Origin of the sequence: Frigoribacterium sp. Leaf263, assembly GCF_001422285.1 — a bacterium.
Taxonomy (GTDB): domain Bacteria; phylum Actinomycetota; class Actinomycetes; order Actinomycetales; family Microbacteriaceae; genus Frigoribacterium.
Map to the genome: position 1 here is coordinate 660372 of NZ_LMMO01000001.1, position 15149 is coordinate 675520.

Below are 15149 nucleotides of genomic sequence, written 5' to 3' on the forward strand. Positions count from 1 at the left end.
GGTGCGGATCAGCGCCGCGGTGCAACGCTCCGCAGGGAGCCGATCGGCGCCGTCCCCTCAGCGCGCGATCGGGTTCGCGAGCGTCCCGGCGTAGATCAGCGACGACGACTGGGCCGCGAGGTCGACCATCTGCCGGGCGTCGCGCAGCTGCAGACGGTTCAGGCACGAGTGGTCGAACCGGTCGACGCGCAGATCGAGCGCGTCGGCGAGCGACGGGTGCTCGTCGGCGTGCCGGTCGACGCACTCGCCGACCAGGCGCCAGAACTCCCGGGCGGGCAGCATGCCGTCGTCGTCCAGCGCCGCCGCGAGGTACCGGAACACCCCGTCGAACACGTCGGTGAACACGGCCAGGGCCTTCTCGCGGTCGTCGACGGGCTGCACGATCCGGTCGACCAGGGGCGGCACCTCGCGGGGTGCGAGCAGCACGACCTCCTCGCCGATGTCCTTCATGAACACCGCCGTCGGCACGTGCCCCTCGAGCACGAGGATGAGGTTCTCGCCGTGCGGCATGAACGCGAGCTCGTGGGCGCGCAGGCAGTGCACCACCGGCCGCAGGTACGCGTGCAGATACGAGCGCACCCAGTCCTCGGCGCGCCTCCCCGACGCCCGGATGAGCGCCGACGCCAGCAGATCGCCCGCCGCGTCGCGGTGCAGCAGGCCCGCCATCGTCATGAGCCGCTCGCCTGGGGCGGTCAGCGGCACCGGGCTCTCGCGCCAGAGGGCGGCGATCATCTTCCGCTGCGGCGACGGGGTCGGGGTGCGGTGGTAGGCGTCGCCGGTGTAGCCGACGGAGGCGCGCTCCCTCAGGATCCGGAACCGCGCCTCCTGCAGGGTCGGGTCGGTGGTGACGAGCTCGTGCACCCAGTCGTTGATCGCGGGCGTCGGCCGCATGTACGCCGGCGACAGCCCCCGGAGGAACCCCATGTTCTGGATCGCCAGCGCCGTCTTCACGTAGGCCCGCTCGGGATGCGACCGGTTCGCCAGCGTGCGGATCGACTGCTGCGCCTGATAGTCGTCGTCGCCCTCGCCGAGCAGCACGAGGTCGCGCCGCCCGACGTCGGCGGAGAACGTGATCGCGATGCGGTGCTGCCACTGCCACGGATGCACCGGCAGGTAGTGGTGGTCGGCCGGGTCGAGTCCCTTCGCGGCCAGGGTCGCGGCGAACCGGGCGAGGGTGCGCTCGCCGAGCTCGGCGTCGAGCAGCGTCCGCTCGTCGAGGCCGTCGCCGAGCGCGAGATGCGTGCCCGAACGGCGGGCGGCGAGCCAGACGAGCCGGATGGGCGCCGCCGTCTCGGGGGCGTAGGCGCGGAACTCGTCGAGCCCGAAGCCGATGCGCCCGTTCGCGGCGACGAACGCCGGGTGGCCCTCGGTCATCGCCGCCTCGATGCTCTGGAAGTCGGCCGTCGTCAGACGCTCCGCCGTCGGGCCGCCCTGCAGCCGCTTCGCCGCGGCGCTCGCCAGGGTCGACGAGAGCTCCTCGAGGTAGACGGCCATCAGCTCGTCGGGCAGCCCGAGGGCGCCCTGCAGCTCGGCGATCAGGTCGAGCGCGTCGAGCTCGGCGGGTGCGCCGTCGATCTCGCGGGCGACGCTCGGCTCGTCGACCACCCAGTGCTCGAGCTCGTGCACCCGGGCCAGGAACCGGTACACCACCACCGTCGGCGGACCCGACCGGGCGGGGCCCGAGGAGGCGCGGCTCGCCTCGCGCGGCTCGCCCGCCCCCTCGACGGTCAGCGACCACCACCCGTCGCCCTCGTCGTGCGGGGCGATCAGCCGCTCGTGCGAGAACTCCGACAGAGACTTCGCGACGAGGTGCCGGTGGGCCCAGCCCATCGGCCCGGGCGCCAGGTGCGCGGCCGCGGCGTCGTGCCGCGTCAGCACCGACAGCCGCGCCCGCTTGTCGGGCAGGTCGACGTCGCCGACGGCGCGGAACCCGACCTCGTCGTTCTTCGCGGCGATGCGGCGGTTCTCGACGTCGGGTTCGACCACCACACGCCGGGCGCCGAGTCGCTCGACGACGAAGCGCACGACGGACGCCATGATCGCCGAGGTCAGCCCCGGCACCCGCTGCTCGGGCGGCGGCGCCGGTGCGACCAGCAGGTGCATGCCGACGTCGCCCGGTTCGGCGTCGTGCACGTCGGTCAGCAGCACGTGCGCCGGGTCGTAGGTCTCGACGTAGAACAGCGGCTCGCCGTCGACCCGCCCGAGCCACGCGTTCTGGTGCGGGTCGGCCGCGATGCCCGCGGCGTGGGCGCGCACGTCGTCGCCGCTGACGCCGCTCATGCCCCACGCCGCCGACGCCGGGTGCGAGAGCCAGCGACGCAGCGGCACCGCGTACGGCTCCGGGTCGAAGGGCTCGAGGGTGACCGGACCGCAGGAGGTGCGGTGCGAGAACGGCGCGACCCGCGCCTCCTCGGCGGTTCGGGGCTCGGCGACGCCGGGCTCGGGGGTGAGGATGCTCATCGGACGACCTCCTCGGCCGGCAGGCCGAAGCTCTGGAACACCGTGCGGCGCTCGACGGGATGGACCTCGCGCCCGGTGATCGACGCGATGATGCTCGAGGCGCGCCAGGCGGCGAAGCCGAGATCGGGGGCGGTCAGACCGTGGGTGTGCTCCTCGGCGTTCATCACGAACAGGCGCGGGCGGTGGGAGGCGCTCGCGGGATCGCCGCCGGGCGGGCGCTCGATCGAGTAGTCGCGGTTCACGGCGAGACGGCCCCGCTCGTCTCGCGCGACCACGTCGCCGAGCGGCTCGAGGAACGCGGGCACCCGCGCCGAGTACCCGGTCGCCAGCACGACCGCGGCCGTCTCGCGCTCGACGACCGTGCCGAGCTGCGCGTGCCGCAGGGTCAGCGTGAACACCCCGCGGTCCGGCCGCCACACGGCGCCGACCAGCTCGGTCCCGGTCAGCAGGGTCGTGTCGAGCGGCCCGTCGAGGGTGCGGCGGTAGAGCGTCTCGTGGATCTCGTCGACCAGATCGCCGCTGATGCCCTTGTAGAGACTGCGCTGCTCGCGCCCCAGCCGGTCGCGCTCGCCCATCGGCAGCGCATGGAAGTGGTCGGTGTACTCGGGGCTCGTCAGCTCGAGCGTGAGCTTCGTGTACTCCATCGGGAAGAACCGGGGCGAGCGGGTGACCCAGTCGAGGCGGTGACCGGTGCGGTCGTCGCGCGCTCGGGCGGTGTCGAGCAGATCGCGGTAGATCTCGGCGGCGGACTGCCCGCTGCCGATGATCGTGACCGAGTCGAGCCCGCGGAGGCGATCGCGCTCGCCGAGGTAGTCGGCGCTGTGCACGACCGGCCCGTCGAGGTCGCGGACGGCGTCGGGTCGGTGCGGCTCGGTGCCGATGCCGAGCACGACGTGCCGGGTGCGCCAGACCTCGCGCTCGCCGGTGGTCGTGCGCTCGGCCTCGACCAGCAGGGTGCCGTCGCCGAGCTCCGAGACGGAGGTGACGCGTCGGCCCCAGCGCAGGGTGTCGAGCTGCTCGGCGACCCACCGGCAGTAGGCGTCGTACTCGGCCCGCAGCGGGAAGAAGCTCTCGCGGATGTAGAAGGCGTAGAGCCGCCCCGTCGCCTTGAGGAACGCCAGGAACGAGAAGCGCGACGTCGGATCGGCCATCGTCACGAGATCGGCCAGGAACGGCACCTGGATCGTCGCGCCCTCGATCATCATCCCCGGATGCCAGTGGAACCCGTCGGCGGCGTCGACGAAGACCGCGTCGAGGTCGTCGACCGGGTCGGTGAGGGCCGCGAGTCCGAGGCCGAACGGGCCGATCCCGATGCCGACGAGGTCGTGGACGCGGTCGGGTGCCGGTGCGGGCGCCGGTGCCGGTGCCGGTGCGGGGGTGGACGCGGACGCCGGAGCGGACGCGGTCGCGGGGGTGGACGCGGGTGCGGCGCTCATCGGGTCGACCCCTCGCCGGCCGGGGCGGTGGCGCCGGCCAGGTCGTCGCTCTCGAGCAGGGCCGCCGAGGAGGCGCGGATCAGCTCGAGCACGCCCGTCACGTCGGCGAGCACCGCCTCCGGGTTCAGCAGTGTGAGCTTCAGGCACGGTCGACCGTCGACGACCGTCTTCGCGACCACGGCGCGACCCGATTCGAAGAGCACCCGCCGGACGAGCGGCACGAGGCGGTCGGCCGTCGCATCGTCGACGTGCCCGGGCTGCCAGCGGAACAGCACGGTGCTGAGCTGGGTCTCGGCGAGCAGCTCGAAGTCGTCGTCGTCGCGGACGACGGCGTGCACCTCGGCCGCGAGGTCGACGACGCGGTCGACCAGTCGACCGATCTCGTCGGCGCCGAGCGCGCGGAGGGTCGCCCAGAGCTTCAGCGCGTCGAAGCGGCGCGTGGTCTGCAGCGACTTCGCGACCTGGTTCGGCTCGGGGTCGGCGAGCGGGTTCAGGTAGTCGGCGTGCCAGGCGACGGGGTCGAGGTCGCGGCCGTCGCGCACGATGATCGCGCTCGACGACACCGGCTGGAAGAACGTCTTGTGGAAGTCGACGGTCACCGAGCGCGCCCGCTCGATGCCGTCGAGCAGGTGCCGCCGGGTCGGCGAGACGAGCAGGCCGCCGCCGTAGGCCGCGTCGACGTGCAGCCAGACGCCGGCGCGATCGCAGACGGCGCCGATCGCCGCGAGGGGATCGATGCAGCCGCGGTCGGTGGTTCCGGCCGTCGCGACGACGGCGATCGGCAGATGCCCCGCCTGCACGAGGGCGTCGAGGGCGACCTCGAGGGCGTCGGCGCGCATCCGGCCCGCATCGTCCGTGGGCACGGTCACGACGGCGTCGTCGCCGAGACCCAGCAGGCGCGTCGCCTTCTGCACGCTGAAGTGGCTCTCGGCGGTGGCGACCACGACCATGCGGGCGAGCAGGTCGTGCAGCGACGTGGCACGGGGGAGGGGGCGGCGACCCGGGTCGCCCTGGTCGCGGACCCGCGCCTCCTCGGCCCGGCCCTCGTCGCGCGCCCTCGACGTGGCGCTCTCGCGGGCGAGCAGGAGGGCGTGCAGATTCGACTGCGTGCCCCCCGAGGTGAAGACGCCGTCGCGGGTGGCGGGGTCGAATCCGATGCGACCGGCTGTCCAGTCGACGAGGCGGCGCTCCATCAGCGTGCCGACGGTCGACTGGTCGTAGGTGTCGACCGACGGGTTGATCGCGGCGAGCACCGCCTCGGCGGCGACGGCCGGCAGCGCGACGGGGCAGTTGAGGTGCGACTGGTAGGCCGCGTCGTGGAACCAGACGGCGTTCGCGGCGAACAGCTCGTCGACCTCGCGGAGGGCGTCGGTCGTCCCGGTGCCGGGCGCGTCGAGATCGACGGCGTCGACGAGCCGCTGCAGCTCGGCGCGGCTCTCGCCCGAGAAGGGCTGGCCGGTGGTGCGGAACCGGCCGGCGAGGCGATCGACGACCGCGGTCGTCTCGGCGGCGTAGGACTCCGCGGTGGAGGCGTTCAACAGATCGGACACGGGGCTCCCGGGTGGTGCGTGGTCGCCGCCAGGCTCTCTGACGGCGCCGCCCAGGTTAGGTAAGGCTCACCTAAGTGTCAAGCGCGTCGGGCGGGTCGCCCGGCGTGTCGCGCGATGATGAAAACGCCTCATGATCAGGGGTTCAGGTGGTGTCCTCCGAAAGGGCGACGCGGGTGCGCACGGTGCTGCGGCCTACAGGGCGGTGACCTCGAGCAGCACGAGGCTCTCCGGGAACAGCACCGGGGCCTGCACCCCGCCGAGGCGGAGGGCGCGGCCCGGAGCGACGACCCCATCGACGGCCCAGGGCAGCGGCGACTGCCCCGGTCCGCCGAGCACGGCGGTCGGCTCGGCCAGGGCGACGCGGTACGTCCGGTCGTCGTCGAGGCCGGGGAACGTCATCGGCCCGGGCGGGTAGCTCGCGCTCGCCGACACCTGGGTGAACGTGTAGAGGGCGTGCGACCGGTCGGCGGAGACGACGCCCCGGAGGTCCATCGACGCGTCGGGGAGGTCCGCGAAGACCGCGGTGCCCCGGTGCAGCAGGTCGCGGTGGCGCTTGTGGGCGGCGACCCAGCTCGTCAGCTCGGCCTCGACGTCGGGCTCGAGCGACGAGATGTCCCACTCGATGCCGAAGTGCCCGGGCAGGGCGACGCCGGCCCGCAGCGAAAGGTCGTGACGCCGACCGGTCGAGTGCGACCGCGGTCCGCTGACGTGGGCGCCGGTCAGCTCGTAGGGCACGAGGAGGTTCGTGTACCTCTGGATGGTCAGGCGCTCGATCGGGTCGATGCAGTCGCTGGCCCAGATGCGGTCGGTCCGGTCGAGGATCCCGAGGTCGACGCGCGCGCCGCCCGAGGCGCAGCTCTCGATCTCGACCGACGGGTGCCTCCGCCGCAGCTCGTCGAGCAGGGCGTAGAGCGCGACGACGTTCTCGTGGACCGCCGGGTGCGCGGGCGACCCGGCCCCCGCCTCCAGCAGGTCCCGGTTGTGATCCCACTTGAGATAGGCGATGTCGTTCTCGGTCAGCAGGGCGTCGAGTCGTTCGAGCAGGTAGTCGGTCACGGCGGGGTTCGACAGGTCGAGCACCTGCTGCTGACGCGCCGGGACCGGGAGGCGCGAGCCGGGTCGCAGGATCCACTCCGGGTGCGCGCGGGCCAGGTCGGAGTCGGGGCTGACCATCTCGGGCTCGACCCACAGCCCGAACTGCAGGCCGAGTCCGGTGACGTGCTCGATGATCGGGGTGAGGCCGTCGGGCCAGACCTCGTCGTCGACGTACCAGTCGCCGAGGGCCGACGTGTCGTCGCGACGACCGCGGAACCAGCCGTCGTCGAGCACGAAGCGCTCGGCGCCGACCCGCGCGCCCGCTTCGGCGAGGGCGCTGAGACGAGCGAGGTCGTGGTCGAAGTAGACGGCCTCCCACGTGTTGAGGGTGACCGGTCGAGGCGACGCCGGGTGCTGCGGGCGGGAGCGCAGGAGGCGGTGGTACCGACCCGAGAGCTCGGTCAGTCCGTCGCCCCACGAGCCGATCGCCGCGGGGGAGTCGTAGCTCTCGCCCGGTGCGAGACGGACCTCGCCGGCTCCGAGCAGCTCGGCGGCGCGCGTGAGGGTGCTGCCCGTGATGGTCCGCTCGACGCTGACGCGGTGGTTGCCGCTCCAGGCGAGGTGGACGGCGTGCACGAGGCCGCGCTCGAAGCCGAAGCCGGGGGTGCCGGCGGCGAGCACGAGGGTGGCCTCGGCCCCCGGACGCCCCCGACGGCTCTCGCGGTCGTATCGGCCGACGGTCACCGCGTGACGCTGCGGGGTGCGCTCGCGCAGGTGGCGGCCGGTGGTGTCGAGCACCTCGCCGGCCGTGTGCGGCAGGGGGAACGTCGCGGCGAGCTCGTGCAGGTCGTAGACGTCGTCGCCGGTGTTCGTGAGGCGGAGCGTCTGGTGCAGCAGTCCGTGCACGTCGAGGCGCAGCTCGATGCGGAGGCGCAGCCCGACCTCGGCGTCGTCGGCGGTGACGACGAGGGTCGCGCCGTCGCCTTCGACGTCTTCGGCGCCGGCGAGCTCGTCGACCTCGAAGGCGGGGGCGAAGTCCGAGCCCGCGCGGCTGCCGACGAGACCGGGCGTCCCCTGCCAGCCGTCGGACTGCAGGGGCACGAGCGTCAGACGCGTGGGCTCGTCGACGCCGCCCGAGACCCTCTGCGGACGGGAGGCCGTGACCAGGCCGGCCAGCGCCTCCTCGGAGACCTCGCCCAGATCGGGCCCCCAGTACACGATGCCGGGCAGGCCCTGCGCGGGAGTGTCGATCACGACGCTCGTGCCGCCGAGGCGGAGGTGGCGGGCGGGGGTCATCTCGTCGTCGCGTCGTCGCATGACTAATTTCTACGGCGAAACGAATGGGGGTGTCAAGTCGCCGCCGGACGATCGAGGAGGCGCGTCGCCGGGGGGACGGATCGCCTCGCCCCGGTGGCTAGGCTGCGCTCATGACCTCAGGCCCGCCCCTCGACTCGGCGTCGGAGCTCGCCCGGCTCGTGCTCGTGCACGGCCCGATCTCGCGGGCCGAGCTCGGTCGTCGCCTGGGCCTCTCGCCGGCGAGCCTCACCCGGCTCAGCCGGCCTCTGCTGGACCGGGGGCTGCTCGTCGAGGGCGTCGAGACGCCCGGCCGCGTCGTCGGACGCCCCGCGAAGCCGCTCGACGTGCTCGTCGACTCGCAGCGATTCGTCGGCGTGAAGCTGACCGGCGACCAGGCCTTCGGGGTGCTGACCGATCTGCGGGCGCGCCCGCTCGCCTCGGTCGTCGTCGACCTGCCCGGCCACGACGTCGAGCAGGTGCTGGAGGCGGTGGTCGCCGTCGTCTCGCGGCTCTCGGCGGGTGTCCGCGCTGACTCGCGGCCAGCGGCGGTCGGCGTCACCGTCGGGGGTCGGGTCGCCGGTTCGAGCGTGGTCGCGCGGGCGCCGTTCCTCGGGTGGCGCGACGTCGACCTCGGGGCGCTGCTCGGCGAGCGACTCGGACTGCCGGTCGTGGTCGAGAACGACGTCGTGGCCCTCGTCGAGGCCGAGCACTGGTTCGGCCTCGGCCGGGGCGTCGACGACTTCGCCGTCGTGACGATCGGCGCGGGCGTCGGCTACGGGCTCGTCCGGAACGGGAGGCAGGTCGTGACCTCGGATGCCGGGCTCGGGCTGGGTGCGCACGCGCCCCTCGACGCGACCGGCCCGGTCTGCCCCGACGGGCACCGAGGGTGCGCGACGGGGATGCTGTCGGCACCGAGCCTCTGCGCTGCGGCGGGCGAGGCGCTCGGCCGCGACGTCGGATACGACGAGCTGCTGGCGCTGGCGGCCGCGGGCGACCCCGTGGCCGCCGACGTCGTCGCCGGTGCGGGGCGGGCGCTCGGACGGCTGCTCGCCATCGTCGCGAACTTCGCGATGATCGACGTCGTCGTGCTCTCGGGCGAGGGCGTCGGCCTGCTGGACGTGCCGCTCGCCGCCGCCGGGATGCGCGAGGCGCTCGCCGACGACCGCGACCCCGAGGCGGGCGAGGTCCGCGTGCTCGTCGGAGGCGCCGACTTCGGCGCCTGGGCGCGGGGCGCGGCCGCGGTGGCCGTGCAGGCGCGCTTCCGCGCGCTCGCGGGCTGAGCGGTCGGCACGCTCGCCGCGGGTCAGGCCCCAGGAAGTCGCCGAGACCCCCGCGCGCGAGGCAGGGTGTGAGCGGCTTCCCGGGGTCTCGCCTGGACCTCCGGCTGGCATGGGCGCGAGGACGAGGCCGCTGCGCGAGTCCCCACAAAGGGGGACTCGATACCCGTGAGTATCGAGTGCTACCTTCTCAGACGACGGCGAATGAGTCACGCGGACGACCGGCCCGAACCGGGAGTCCTCCCCCTGCGTGGCGACCACCCGACGATCTGCACGGCACCTCGAGCCCCCGCGAGGTCGTGACCACCGGATCGACGGACCTCGCCGTCCGTGGCGGTCGCCGTCGAGCAGGGCATACCCACCCGTTCGACGGCGCCGCGCACCCCGTTCAGTCGGCTGCGGCGGCGCCGCTCCGCAGCACCCGTTCGAGCAGCTCGAGGTCGATCTTGACGTGCTCGCGCGCGATGCGCGCCGCCTCGGTCGAACGGCCGTCGCAGATCGCGTCGACGAGCGCCTCGTGGTCGCCGAGCGCCCGCAGCTCCATCTCGCGCATGCCGTCGGGCCCGCCCCAGAGATGGGCCGGCGCTGCGATGCTGACCCGCGCCTCCAGGTCGAAGAGGACCCCGCGCAGCGTCGCGTTGTGCGCGGCATCGGCGATCGCGACGTGCAGCAGCTCGTCGGCCCGCTGCGACGCACGCCCCGACTCGGCCCGGCGGTAGCCCTCGAGCCGTTCGCGCAGCACCTCGGCGTCGGCGGTCGTGCGGTTCTCGGCGGCGGCCTCGGCGATCGTGCCGTGCAGGCGGCCGATCGCGTCGCTCGTGTCGCTGAGGTCGGCCCACCGCGCCCCGAGGGTCCGCTGCACGATCGCGTCCGACGACGTCGTGTGCTGCTCGCGGACGAACGAGCCGCCGCCGCGGCCGCGCTGGGTCTCGATCATGCCCTGCTCGACGAGGCGGGCGAGGGCGGCCCGGACGGTCATGCGCCCGGCCCGCAGCGAGGCGGCGAGGTCCCGCTCGGGAGGGAGGCGCTGGCCGGGCAGGTACTCGCCGGTCGCGATCGCGGTCACCAGCCGGTCGGTCACATCGTCGACGCGGCTCGACGACTCGACGGGCGCCGCGAGGGCTCCGGCGGGGGCGGAGGGGGTGCCGTCGGGCGCCCCGGCCGACCCGGCGTCGGCGGCCTCGTGTGGCGTCATGCGTCGACCCTCCCGAGCGGCGTTTGTTACACCCACGTTAAGTCATCGGCAAAGGTCTAGGCGCGAGACCTTTCCGTGTCGCACACTGTCCCGCATGTCGACGAGCACCTCCTCCACCCTCCCGTTCCGCGACGGCGTCACCTGGTACCAGGTCACGACCCCCGACCACCCGACGCCCGGCGCGCTGCCCCTCGTCGTGCTCCACGGCGGCCCGGGCATGGCCCACGACTACCTCCGCAACCTCGCCGCCCTCGCCGACGAGACCGGCCGCACCGTCGTGCACTACGACCAGTTCGGCTGCGGACGCAGCAGCCACCGCCCCGACGCCCCCACCGAGACCTGGACCCCGGCGCTCTTCGTCGCCGAGTTCGAGGCCGTCGTCGCGCACCTCGGTCTCGAGCGGTTCCACGTGCTCGGTCAGTCGTGGGGCGGCATGCTCGGCGCCGAGATCGGCGTCCGCCAGCCCGCCGGTCTCGCGAGCCTCGCCATCTGCAACTCGCCCGCGTCGATGGAGCTCTGGGTCGAGGGAGCCGCCGAGCTGCGCGCCCAGCTGCCCGCCGAGACCGAGGAGGCGCTCAGCCGTCACGAGCGCGCCGGCACCACGACGGACCCCGAGTACCTCGCCGCGACCCGGGTCTTCTACGAGCGTCACGTCTGCCGGATCGTCCCCATGCCGCAGGACTTCGTCGACAGCGAGGAGCAGATGGAGGCCGAGCCGACGGTCTACCACACGATGAACGGACCGAACGAGTTCCACGTCATCGGCACGATGCGCGACTGGAGCATCATCGACCGGCTGCCCCGCGTCGCCGCCCCGACGCTCGTCGTCGCGGGAGAGCACGACGAGGCGACGCCGGCCACCTGGCAGCCGTTCGTCGACGGCATCGCCGACGTGCGCTCGCACGTCTTCGCCGGGGCGAGCCACTGCTCGCACCTCGAGCAGCCCGAGGAGTTCCGGGCCGTCGTCGCCGAGTTCCTCGCCGCGCACGACGCGGCCTGACCGCGCGACCGACCCGCGCCACCCGACCCGCGCCACCCGACCCGCGCCACCCGACCCGCGCCTCCTGACCGACCCGACCCGCACCTCCCCGGCTCCACCCACCCCGCCCCACCCGAGCGAGAGAGCACACCATGTCCACTGGAACGACGACCGGCACCGCCGGCGGCGAGCTGAGCAACCAGCAGCAGCTCGAGCAGTACGGCTACAAGCAGGAGCTGAAGCGGTCGGTCACGACCGTCGACCTGCTCATCTACGGCCTGATCTTCATGGTGCCGATCGCGCCCTGGGCGATCTTCGGCTCGGTGTACAACGCCTCGTCGGGCATGGTGCCGCTCGTCTACCTGATCGGGCTCGTCGCGATGATCTTCACCGCGCTCGCCTACGCGCAGATGGCGAAGTCGATCCCGCTGGCCGGTTCGGTGTTCTCGTACGTCGGTCGCGGCATCCACCCGATCGCCGGGTTCTTCGCTGGCTGGGCGATCCTGCTCGACTACCTGCTCGTGCCGACGCTGCTCTACGTCTTCGCCGCCGAATCGATGATCGGCATCTTCCCCGGGAGCGCCCGCTGGATGTGGGCGCTGATCTTCGTCGCGATCAACACCGCGATCAACCTGCTCGGCATCAGCTCGATCAAGCTGATGAACCGGGTGTTCCTCGCCATCGAGGTCGTCTTCGTCGTGATCTTCGTCATCATCGCCGTCATCGCGCTGAACGACGGCACGATCCCCGGCGCCGAGTTCACCACCGACCCGATCTGGGACTCCAGCAAGGTGACCGCGCCCCTGATTGCCTCGGCGCTGTCGATCGCGGTGCTGAGCTTCCTGGGCTTCGACGGCATCTCGACGCTGTCCGAGGAGAGCACCGGCAAGCGCGGCGGCGCCGGCAAGGCCATGATCATCGCCCTCGTCATCGTCGCGACCCTCTTCGTCGTGCAGACCTGGCTCGCCAGCGCCCTCGCGGCCGGTCGCGAGTCGTTCGGCGAGAACGAGGTCGGCAACGCGTTCTTCTCGCTCGTCGAGGCGGCGTCGAGCAGCGGCTGGTCGACGGCGTTCCTGGTCGTCAACGTGCTCGCCATCGGGATCGCCAACGCGATGGCCGCTCAGGCCGCCACGTCGCGACTGCTCTTCTCGATGAGCCGCGACCGCCAGCTGCCGAAGTTCCTGTCGACGATCAACAGCCGCCAGGTGCCGCAGGCCGCCATCCTGCTCGTCTCGGCGCTGTCGGCGGTGCTCGTGCTGTTCTTCGTCGGGCAGATCAACCTCATCGCGTCGCTGGTCAACTTCGGCGCCCTGTTCGGCTTCATGCTGCTGCATGTGTCGGTCGTCGTGCACTACATCGTCAAGAAGAAGTCGCGCAACTGGCTGCTGCACCTCGTCGTGCCCGTGATCGGGTTCCTCATCATCGGCTACGTGCTCGTGAACGCCGCACCCGAGGCCAAGATCGGCGGAATCGTCTGGCTCGTGCTCGGCGCGGGCGTGTTCCTCTACTACCGGAGCCGAGGAGGCGCGGCGCCGTCGCTCGGACAGGGCGCCGACGACCCCGCGGTCGCCACCACCGCCACCCCGGCCGCCGACTCCGAACGCCGCGACGCGTGAGCGGGGTGGAGGCGACCGCCCCGGGTTCCGGCGGGGGAGCGGGCGAGGCGACCCGCGCCTCCTCGGAGGGCGCCCGGGTGGACGGCATGGACCACTTCCTGGGCAAGGAGCACGGAAGACCCGGCTTCACCGCCGACGTCGAGCCCGCGCTCCGCATCACGCCCGGCACGGGGGAGCGCATCGGCTTCGAGACCAGCGACGCCGTCTACGCCGAGCTGCACGAGCACCGCGACCTGTCGCAGCTCTCGGTGCCGATCAACCCCGTCACCGGCCCCGTGTTCGTCGAGGGCGCGCAGCCGGGCGACGCGCTCGCCGTGACGGTGCACGAGATCCGGCTCGTGGCGCACGGCTGGTCGGTGGCGCTGCCCGGGTCGGGCGCGCTGCAGCACGTCATGGGCGACGAGATGTTCACCCGCCGCGTGCCCATCGACGACGAGGGGGTGCACGTGACCGACCGGCACGTCTTCGCGCCCCGTCCGATGATCGGCTGCATGGGCACCGCCCCGGCGACCGGCGAGAACTCGACGATCATGCCCGCGTACGCGCAGGGCGGCAACATGGACGTCACCGAGAACCGCGTCGGCTCGACCGTCTACCTGCCCGTCATGGTCGAGGGCGCGTACCTCTCGATCGGCGACGTGCACGCGATCATGGCCGAGGGCGAGTCGTCGTTCGTCGCCATCGAGGCCGAGGGCACGGCGGTCGTGTCGATCGACCTCGTCAAGGGCATGGGGCTGCGCGCCCCGCGCATCGAGACCGCCGACGACTGGATCTTCGTCGGACTCGGCGACCCCGTGCAGGAGAGCATCCGGCGAGGCTACGAGGACGCCTTCTCGTTCCTGGTGGACGACCACGGGTGGACGCGGGGCGACGCCTACGCCGTGCTCAGCGCCGTCGGGCACTCCCGGCTCGGCGGACCGACGGGGTCGGGTGCTCCCGACCCGCTGCACCCCTTCGACGCGGTCGGGGCCGTGACGCTGCACCGCGTGCCGAAGAGCGTGCTGTAGCGCGCCCGCCGCCCGCCGCGCGCCGCGGTGGGCGCCGGCTGCGACCGTCACCGCGGGTGCGGCGTCAGGCGAGGTCGGCGAACAGGGCGACGACGAACTCGGTGCGCTCGACCATGCCCGCCAGGCTGATCCACTCGTGGCGGGCGTGGGCGCCGCCGCCGACGCCGCCCACCCCGTCGAGCACGGCGCAGCCGAGAGCCGCCGCGAAGTTGCCGTCGCTCGCACCGCCGACCGACACCTCGCGGAGCTCGAACCCGAGCCCCGAGGCCACCCGGGCCGCACGCTCGTAGAGGGCGGCCGTGGGCGGTGTGCGCTCCATCGGCGGACGATTCCAGCCGCCGGTCACCTGCACGCGCGCCAGCGGATCGTGCGGGGCGAGGTCGGCGAGCACCCGCTCGATGCGTGCGACCTCGGCGGCCGACGTGACCCGCACGTCGACCGAGGCGCGGGCGTGACCGGCCCGGACGTTCGTCCGGGTGCCGCCCTGCACGATGCCCACGTTCAGCGAGGTGCCCGCGTCGATGTCGGCGGCGCCGTGCAGGTGCAGGATGATGCGGGCCATCTCGTCGATCGCGCTCGCGCCCGACCGGGGGTGCAGACCCGCGTGGACCTCGACGCCGAACGTCTCGATCTCGTAGATGCCGACGCCCTTGCGGGCCGTCTTGACCGCCCCCTCGGCGGCGGACTCGAAGACCAGCACCGCGCCTCCACGGCTCACCTCCGCCTCGATGACGGGCCGCGAGGCGATGCTGCCGACCTCCTCGTCGCCGTTCAGCACGATGCGGACGCCCGGGCGGGGCAGCCCCAGCAGGTCGGACGCCGCGACGGCGTGACCCAGCTGCACGAGCCCCGACTTCATGTCGAAGACGCCGGGGCCGGTCATGACGTCGCCGTCGATGGTGACGGGCCAGTCGTCCAGGGTGCCCTCGGACCACACCGTGTCGTAGTGGCAGAGCGCCGTGACCCACTCGGACGAACCGGTCGGCGACGGGTACTCGAGCGTGACCGAGTCGCCGTAGCCCTCGACGAGGTGGGCCCGGCGCACCGCGGCCGGACCGACGGTCGCCGTCAGCCACGACTCGATCCAGGCGAGACCGGTCGCCAGCAGCTCGACGTCGTCGGAGGGCGTCTCGAGCGACGCGTAGGCGACGAGGTCCGCGATCATCCGCTCGTGACGCGCCTCGACCTCGGTGCGGAGGGCGGTCGGGTCGATGGTCTCGTGGTTCACGGTGCGGTTCTCCTCCGGCGCTGCGGTGTCGGACCTCGACGCTACAGTGACGACGACCCACCGGCACCGC

The 15149-nt window shown here is 73.2% G+C and carries 10 protein-coding genes; 4 read left to right on the top strand and 6 right to left on the bottom strand.

Going from position 1 to position 15149, the window contains the following annotated elements; translation table 11 throughout:
- Nucleotides 1-57 precede the first annotated feature (57 nt).
- The 4 genes from ASF17_RS03025 to ASF17_RS03040 form a co-directional block, all read right to left on the bottom strand.
- The gene (locus ASF17_RS03025) at nucleotides 58-2460 is read right to left on the bottom strand and encodes a GNAT family N-acetyltransferase (RefSeq protein WP_082474996.1); all 2403 of its coding nucleotides are present in this window, start codon (nucleotides 2458-2460) and stop codon (nucleotides 58-60) included.
- Nucleotides 2457-3896 carry a lysine N(6)-hydroxylase/L-ornithine N(5)-oxygenase family protein gene (locus ASF17_RS03030; protein WP_156357265.1) on the bottom strand — a complete coding sequence of 480 codons (1440 nt, stop codon included), beginning with the start codon at nucleotides 3894-3896 and terminating at the stop codon, nucleotides 2457-2459. Before ASF17_RS03030 ends, ASF17_RS03025 begins: the two co-directional genes overlap by 4 nt.
- A complete protein-coding gene (locus ASF17_RS03035) occupies nucleotides 3893-5446 on the bottom strand; it encodes a pyridoxal phosphate-dependent decarboxylase family protein (RefSeq protein WP_055795094.1) in 1554 nt (517 codons plus the stop codon). Before ASF17_RS03035 ends, ASF17_RS03030 begins: the two co-directional genes overlap by 4 nt.
- A 192-nt stretch (nucleotides 5447-5638) precedes the next feature.
- A complete protein-coding gene (locus ASF17_RS03040; RefSeq protein WP_235476320.1) occupies nucleotides 5639-7798 on the bottom strand; it encodes an alpha-galactosidase in 2160 nt (719 codons plus the stop codon).
- 110 nt (nucleotides 7799-7908) lie between these two features.
- On the opposite strand from ASF17_RS03040, the gene ASF17_RS03045 reads away from it, so the two are divergent.
- On the top strand, nucleotides 7909-9057 hold the full coding sequence (locus ASF17_RS03045; protein ID WP_055795096.1) for an ROK family transcriptional regulator: 1149 nt from the start codon (nucleotides 7909-7911) through the stop codon (nucleotides 9055-9057).
- A 385-nt stretch (nucleotides 9058-9442) separates the two neighbouring features.
- Here ASF17_RS03045 and ASF17_RS03050 read toward each other — a convergent pair whose 3' ends face one another.
- Entirely contained in the window at nucleotides 9443-10249 is an 807-nt protein-coding gene (locus ASF17_RS03050; RefSeq protein WP_055795097.1) for a FadR/GntR family transcriptional regulator, read from the bottom strand.
- Nucleotides 10250-10343: 94 nt separating this feature from the next.
- On the opposite strand from ASF17_RS03050, the gene ASF17_RS03055 reads away from it, so the two are divergent.
- The 3 genes from ASF17_RS03055 (at nucleotide 10344) to ASF17_RS03065 (ending at nucleotide 13851) form a co-directional block, all read left to right on the top strand.
- Nucleotides 10344-11249, top strand: coding sequence for a proline iminopeptidase-family hydrolase (locus tag ASF17_RS03055; protein WP_055795099.1), 906 nt, complete (start codon nucleotides 10344-10346; stop codon nucleotides 11247-11249).
- 131 nt (nucleotides 11250-11380) lie between these two features.
- Nucleotides 11381-12844 (top strand): APC family permease, encoded by a 1464-nt coding sequence (locus ASF17_RS03060; protein ID WP_055795101.1) that lies wholly within the window; start codon nucleotides 11381-11383, stop codon nucleotides 12842-12844.
- Entirely contained in the window at nucleotides 12841-13851 is a 1011-nt protein-coding gene (locus tag ASF17_RS03065; RefSeq protein WP_235476321.1) for an acetamidase/formamidase family protein, read from the top strand. Before ASF17_RS03060 ends, ASF17_RS03065 begins: the two co-directional genes overlap by 4 nt.
- Nucleotides 13852-13915: 64 nt before the next feature.
- Here ASF17_RS03065 and ASF17_RS03070 read toward each other — a convergent pair whose 3' ends face one another.
- Nucleotides 13916-15079, bottom strand: a complete 1164-nt coding sequence (locus ASF17_RS03070; RefSeq protein WP_200913413.1) for a M20/M25/M40 family metallo-hydrolase — start codon at nucleotides 15077-15079, stop codon at nucleotides 13916-13918.
- Between the last annotated feature and the right edge of the window lie 70 nt (nucleotides 15080-15149).

What these genes read in the sequence shown, in the direction of transcription:
- ASF17_RS03025 (WP_082474996.1), bottom strand. Translation starts at nt 2,460, where the DNA reads ATGAGCATCCTCACCCCCGAGCCCGGCGTCGCCGAGCCCCGAACCGCC.
- ASF17_RS03030 (WP_156357265.1), bottom strand. Translation starts at nt 3,896, where the DNA reads ATGAGCGCCGCACCCGCGTCCACCCCCGCGACCGCGTCCGCTCCGGCG.
- ASF17_RS03040 (WP_235476320.1), bottom strand. Translation starts at nt 7,798, where the DNA reads ATGCGACGACGCGACGACGAGATGACCCCCGCCCGCCACCTCCGCCTC.
- ASF17_RS03045 (WP_055795096.1), top strand. Translation starts at nt 7,909, where the DNA reads ATGACCTCAGGCCCGCCCCTCGACTCGGCGTCGGAGCTCGCCCGGCTC.
- ASF17_RS03050 (WP_055795097.1), bottom strand. Translation starts at nt 10,249, where the DNA reads ATGACGCCACACGAGGCCGCCGACGCCGGGTCGGCCGGGGCGCCCGAC.
- ASF17_RS03055 (WP_055795099.1), top strand. Translation starts at nt 10,344, where the DNA reads ATGTCGACGAGCACCTCCTCCACCCTCCCGTTCCGCGACGGCGTCACC.
- ASF17_RS03060 (WP_055795101.1), top strand. Translation starts at nt 11,381, where the DNA reads ATGTCCACTGGAACGACGACCGGCACCGCCGGCGGCGAGCTGAGCAAC.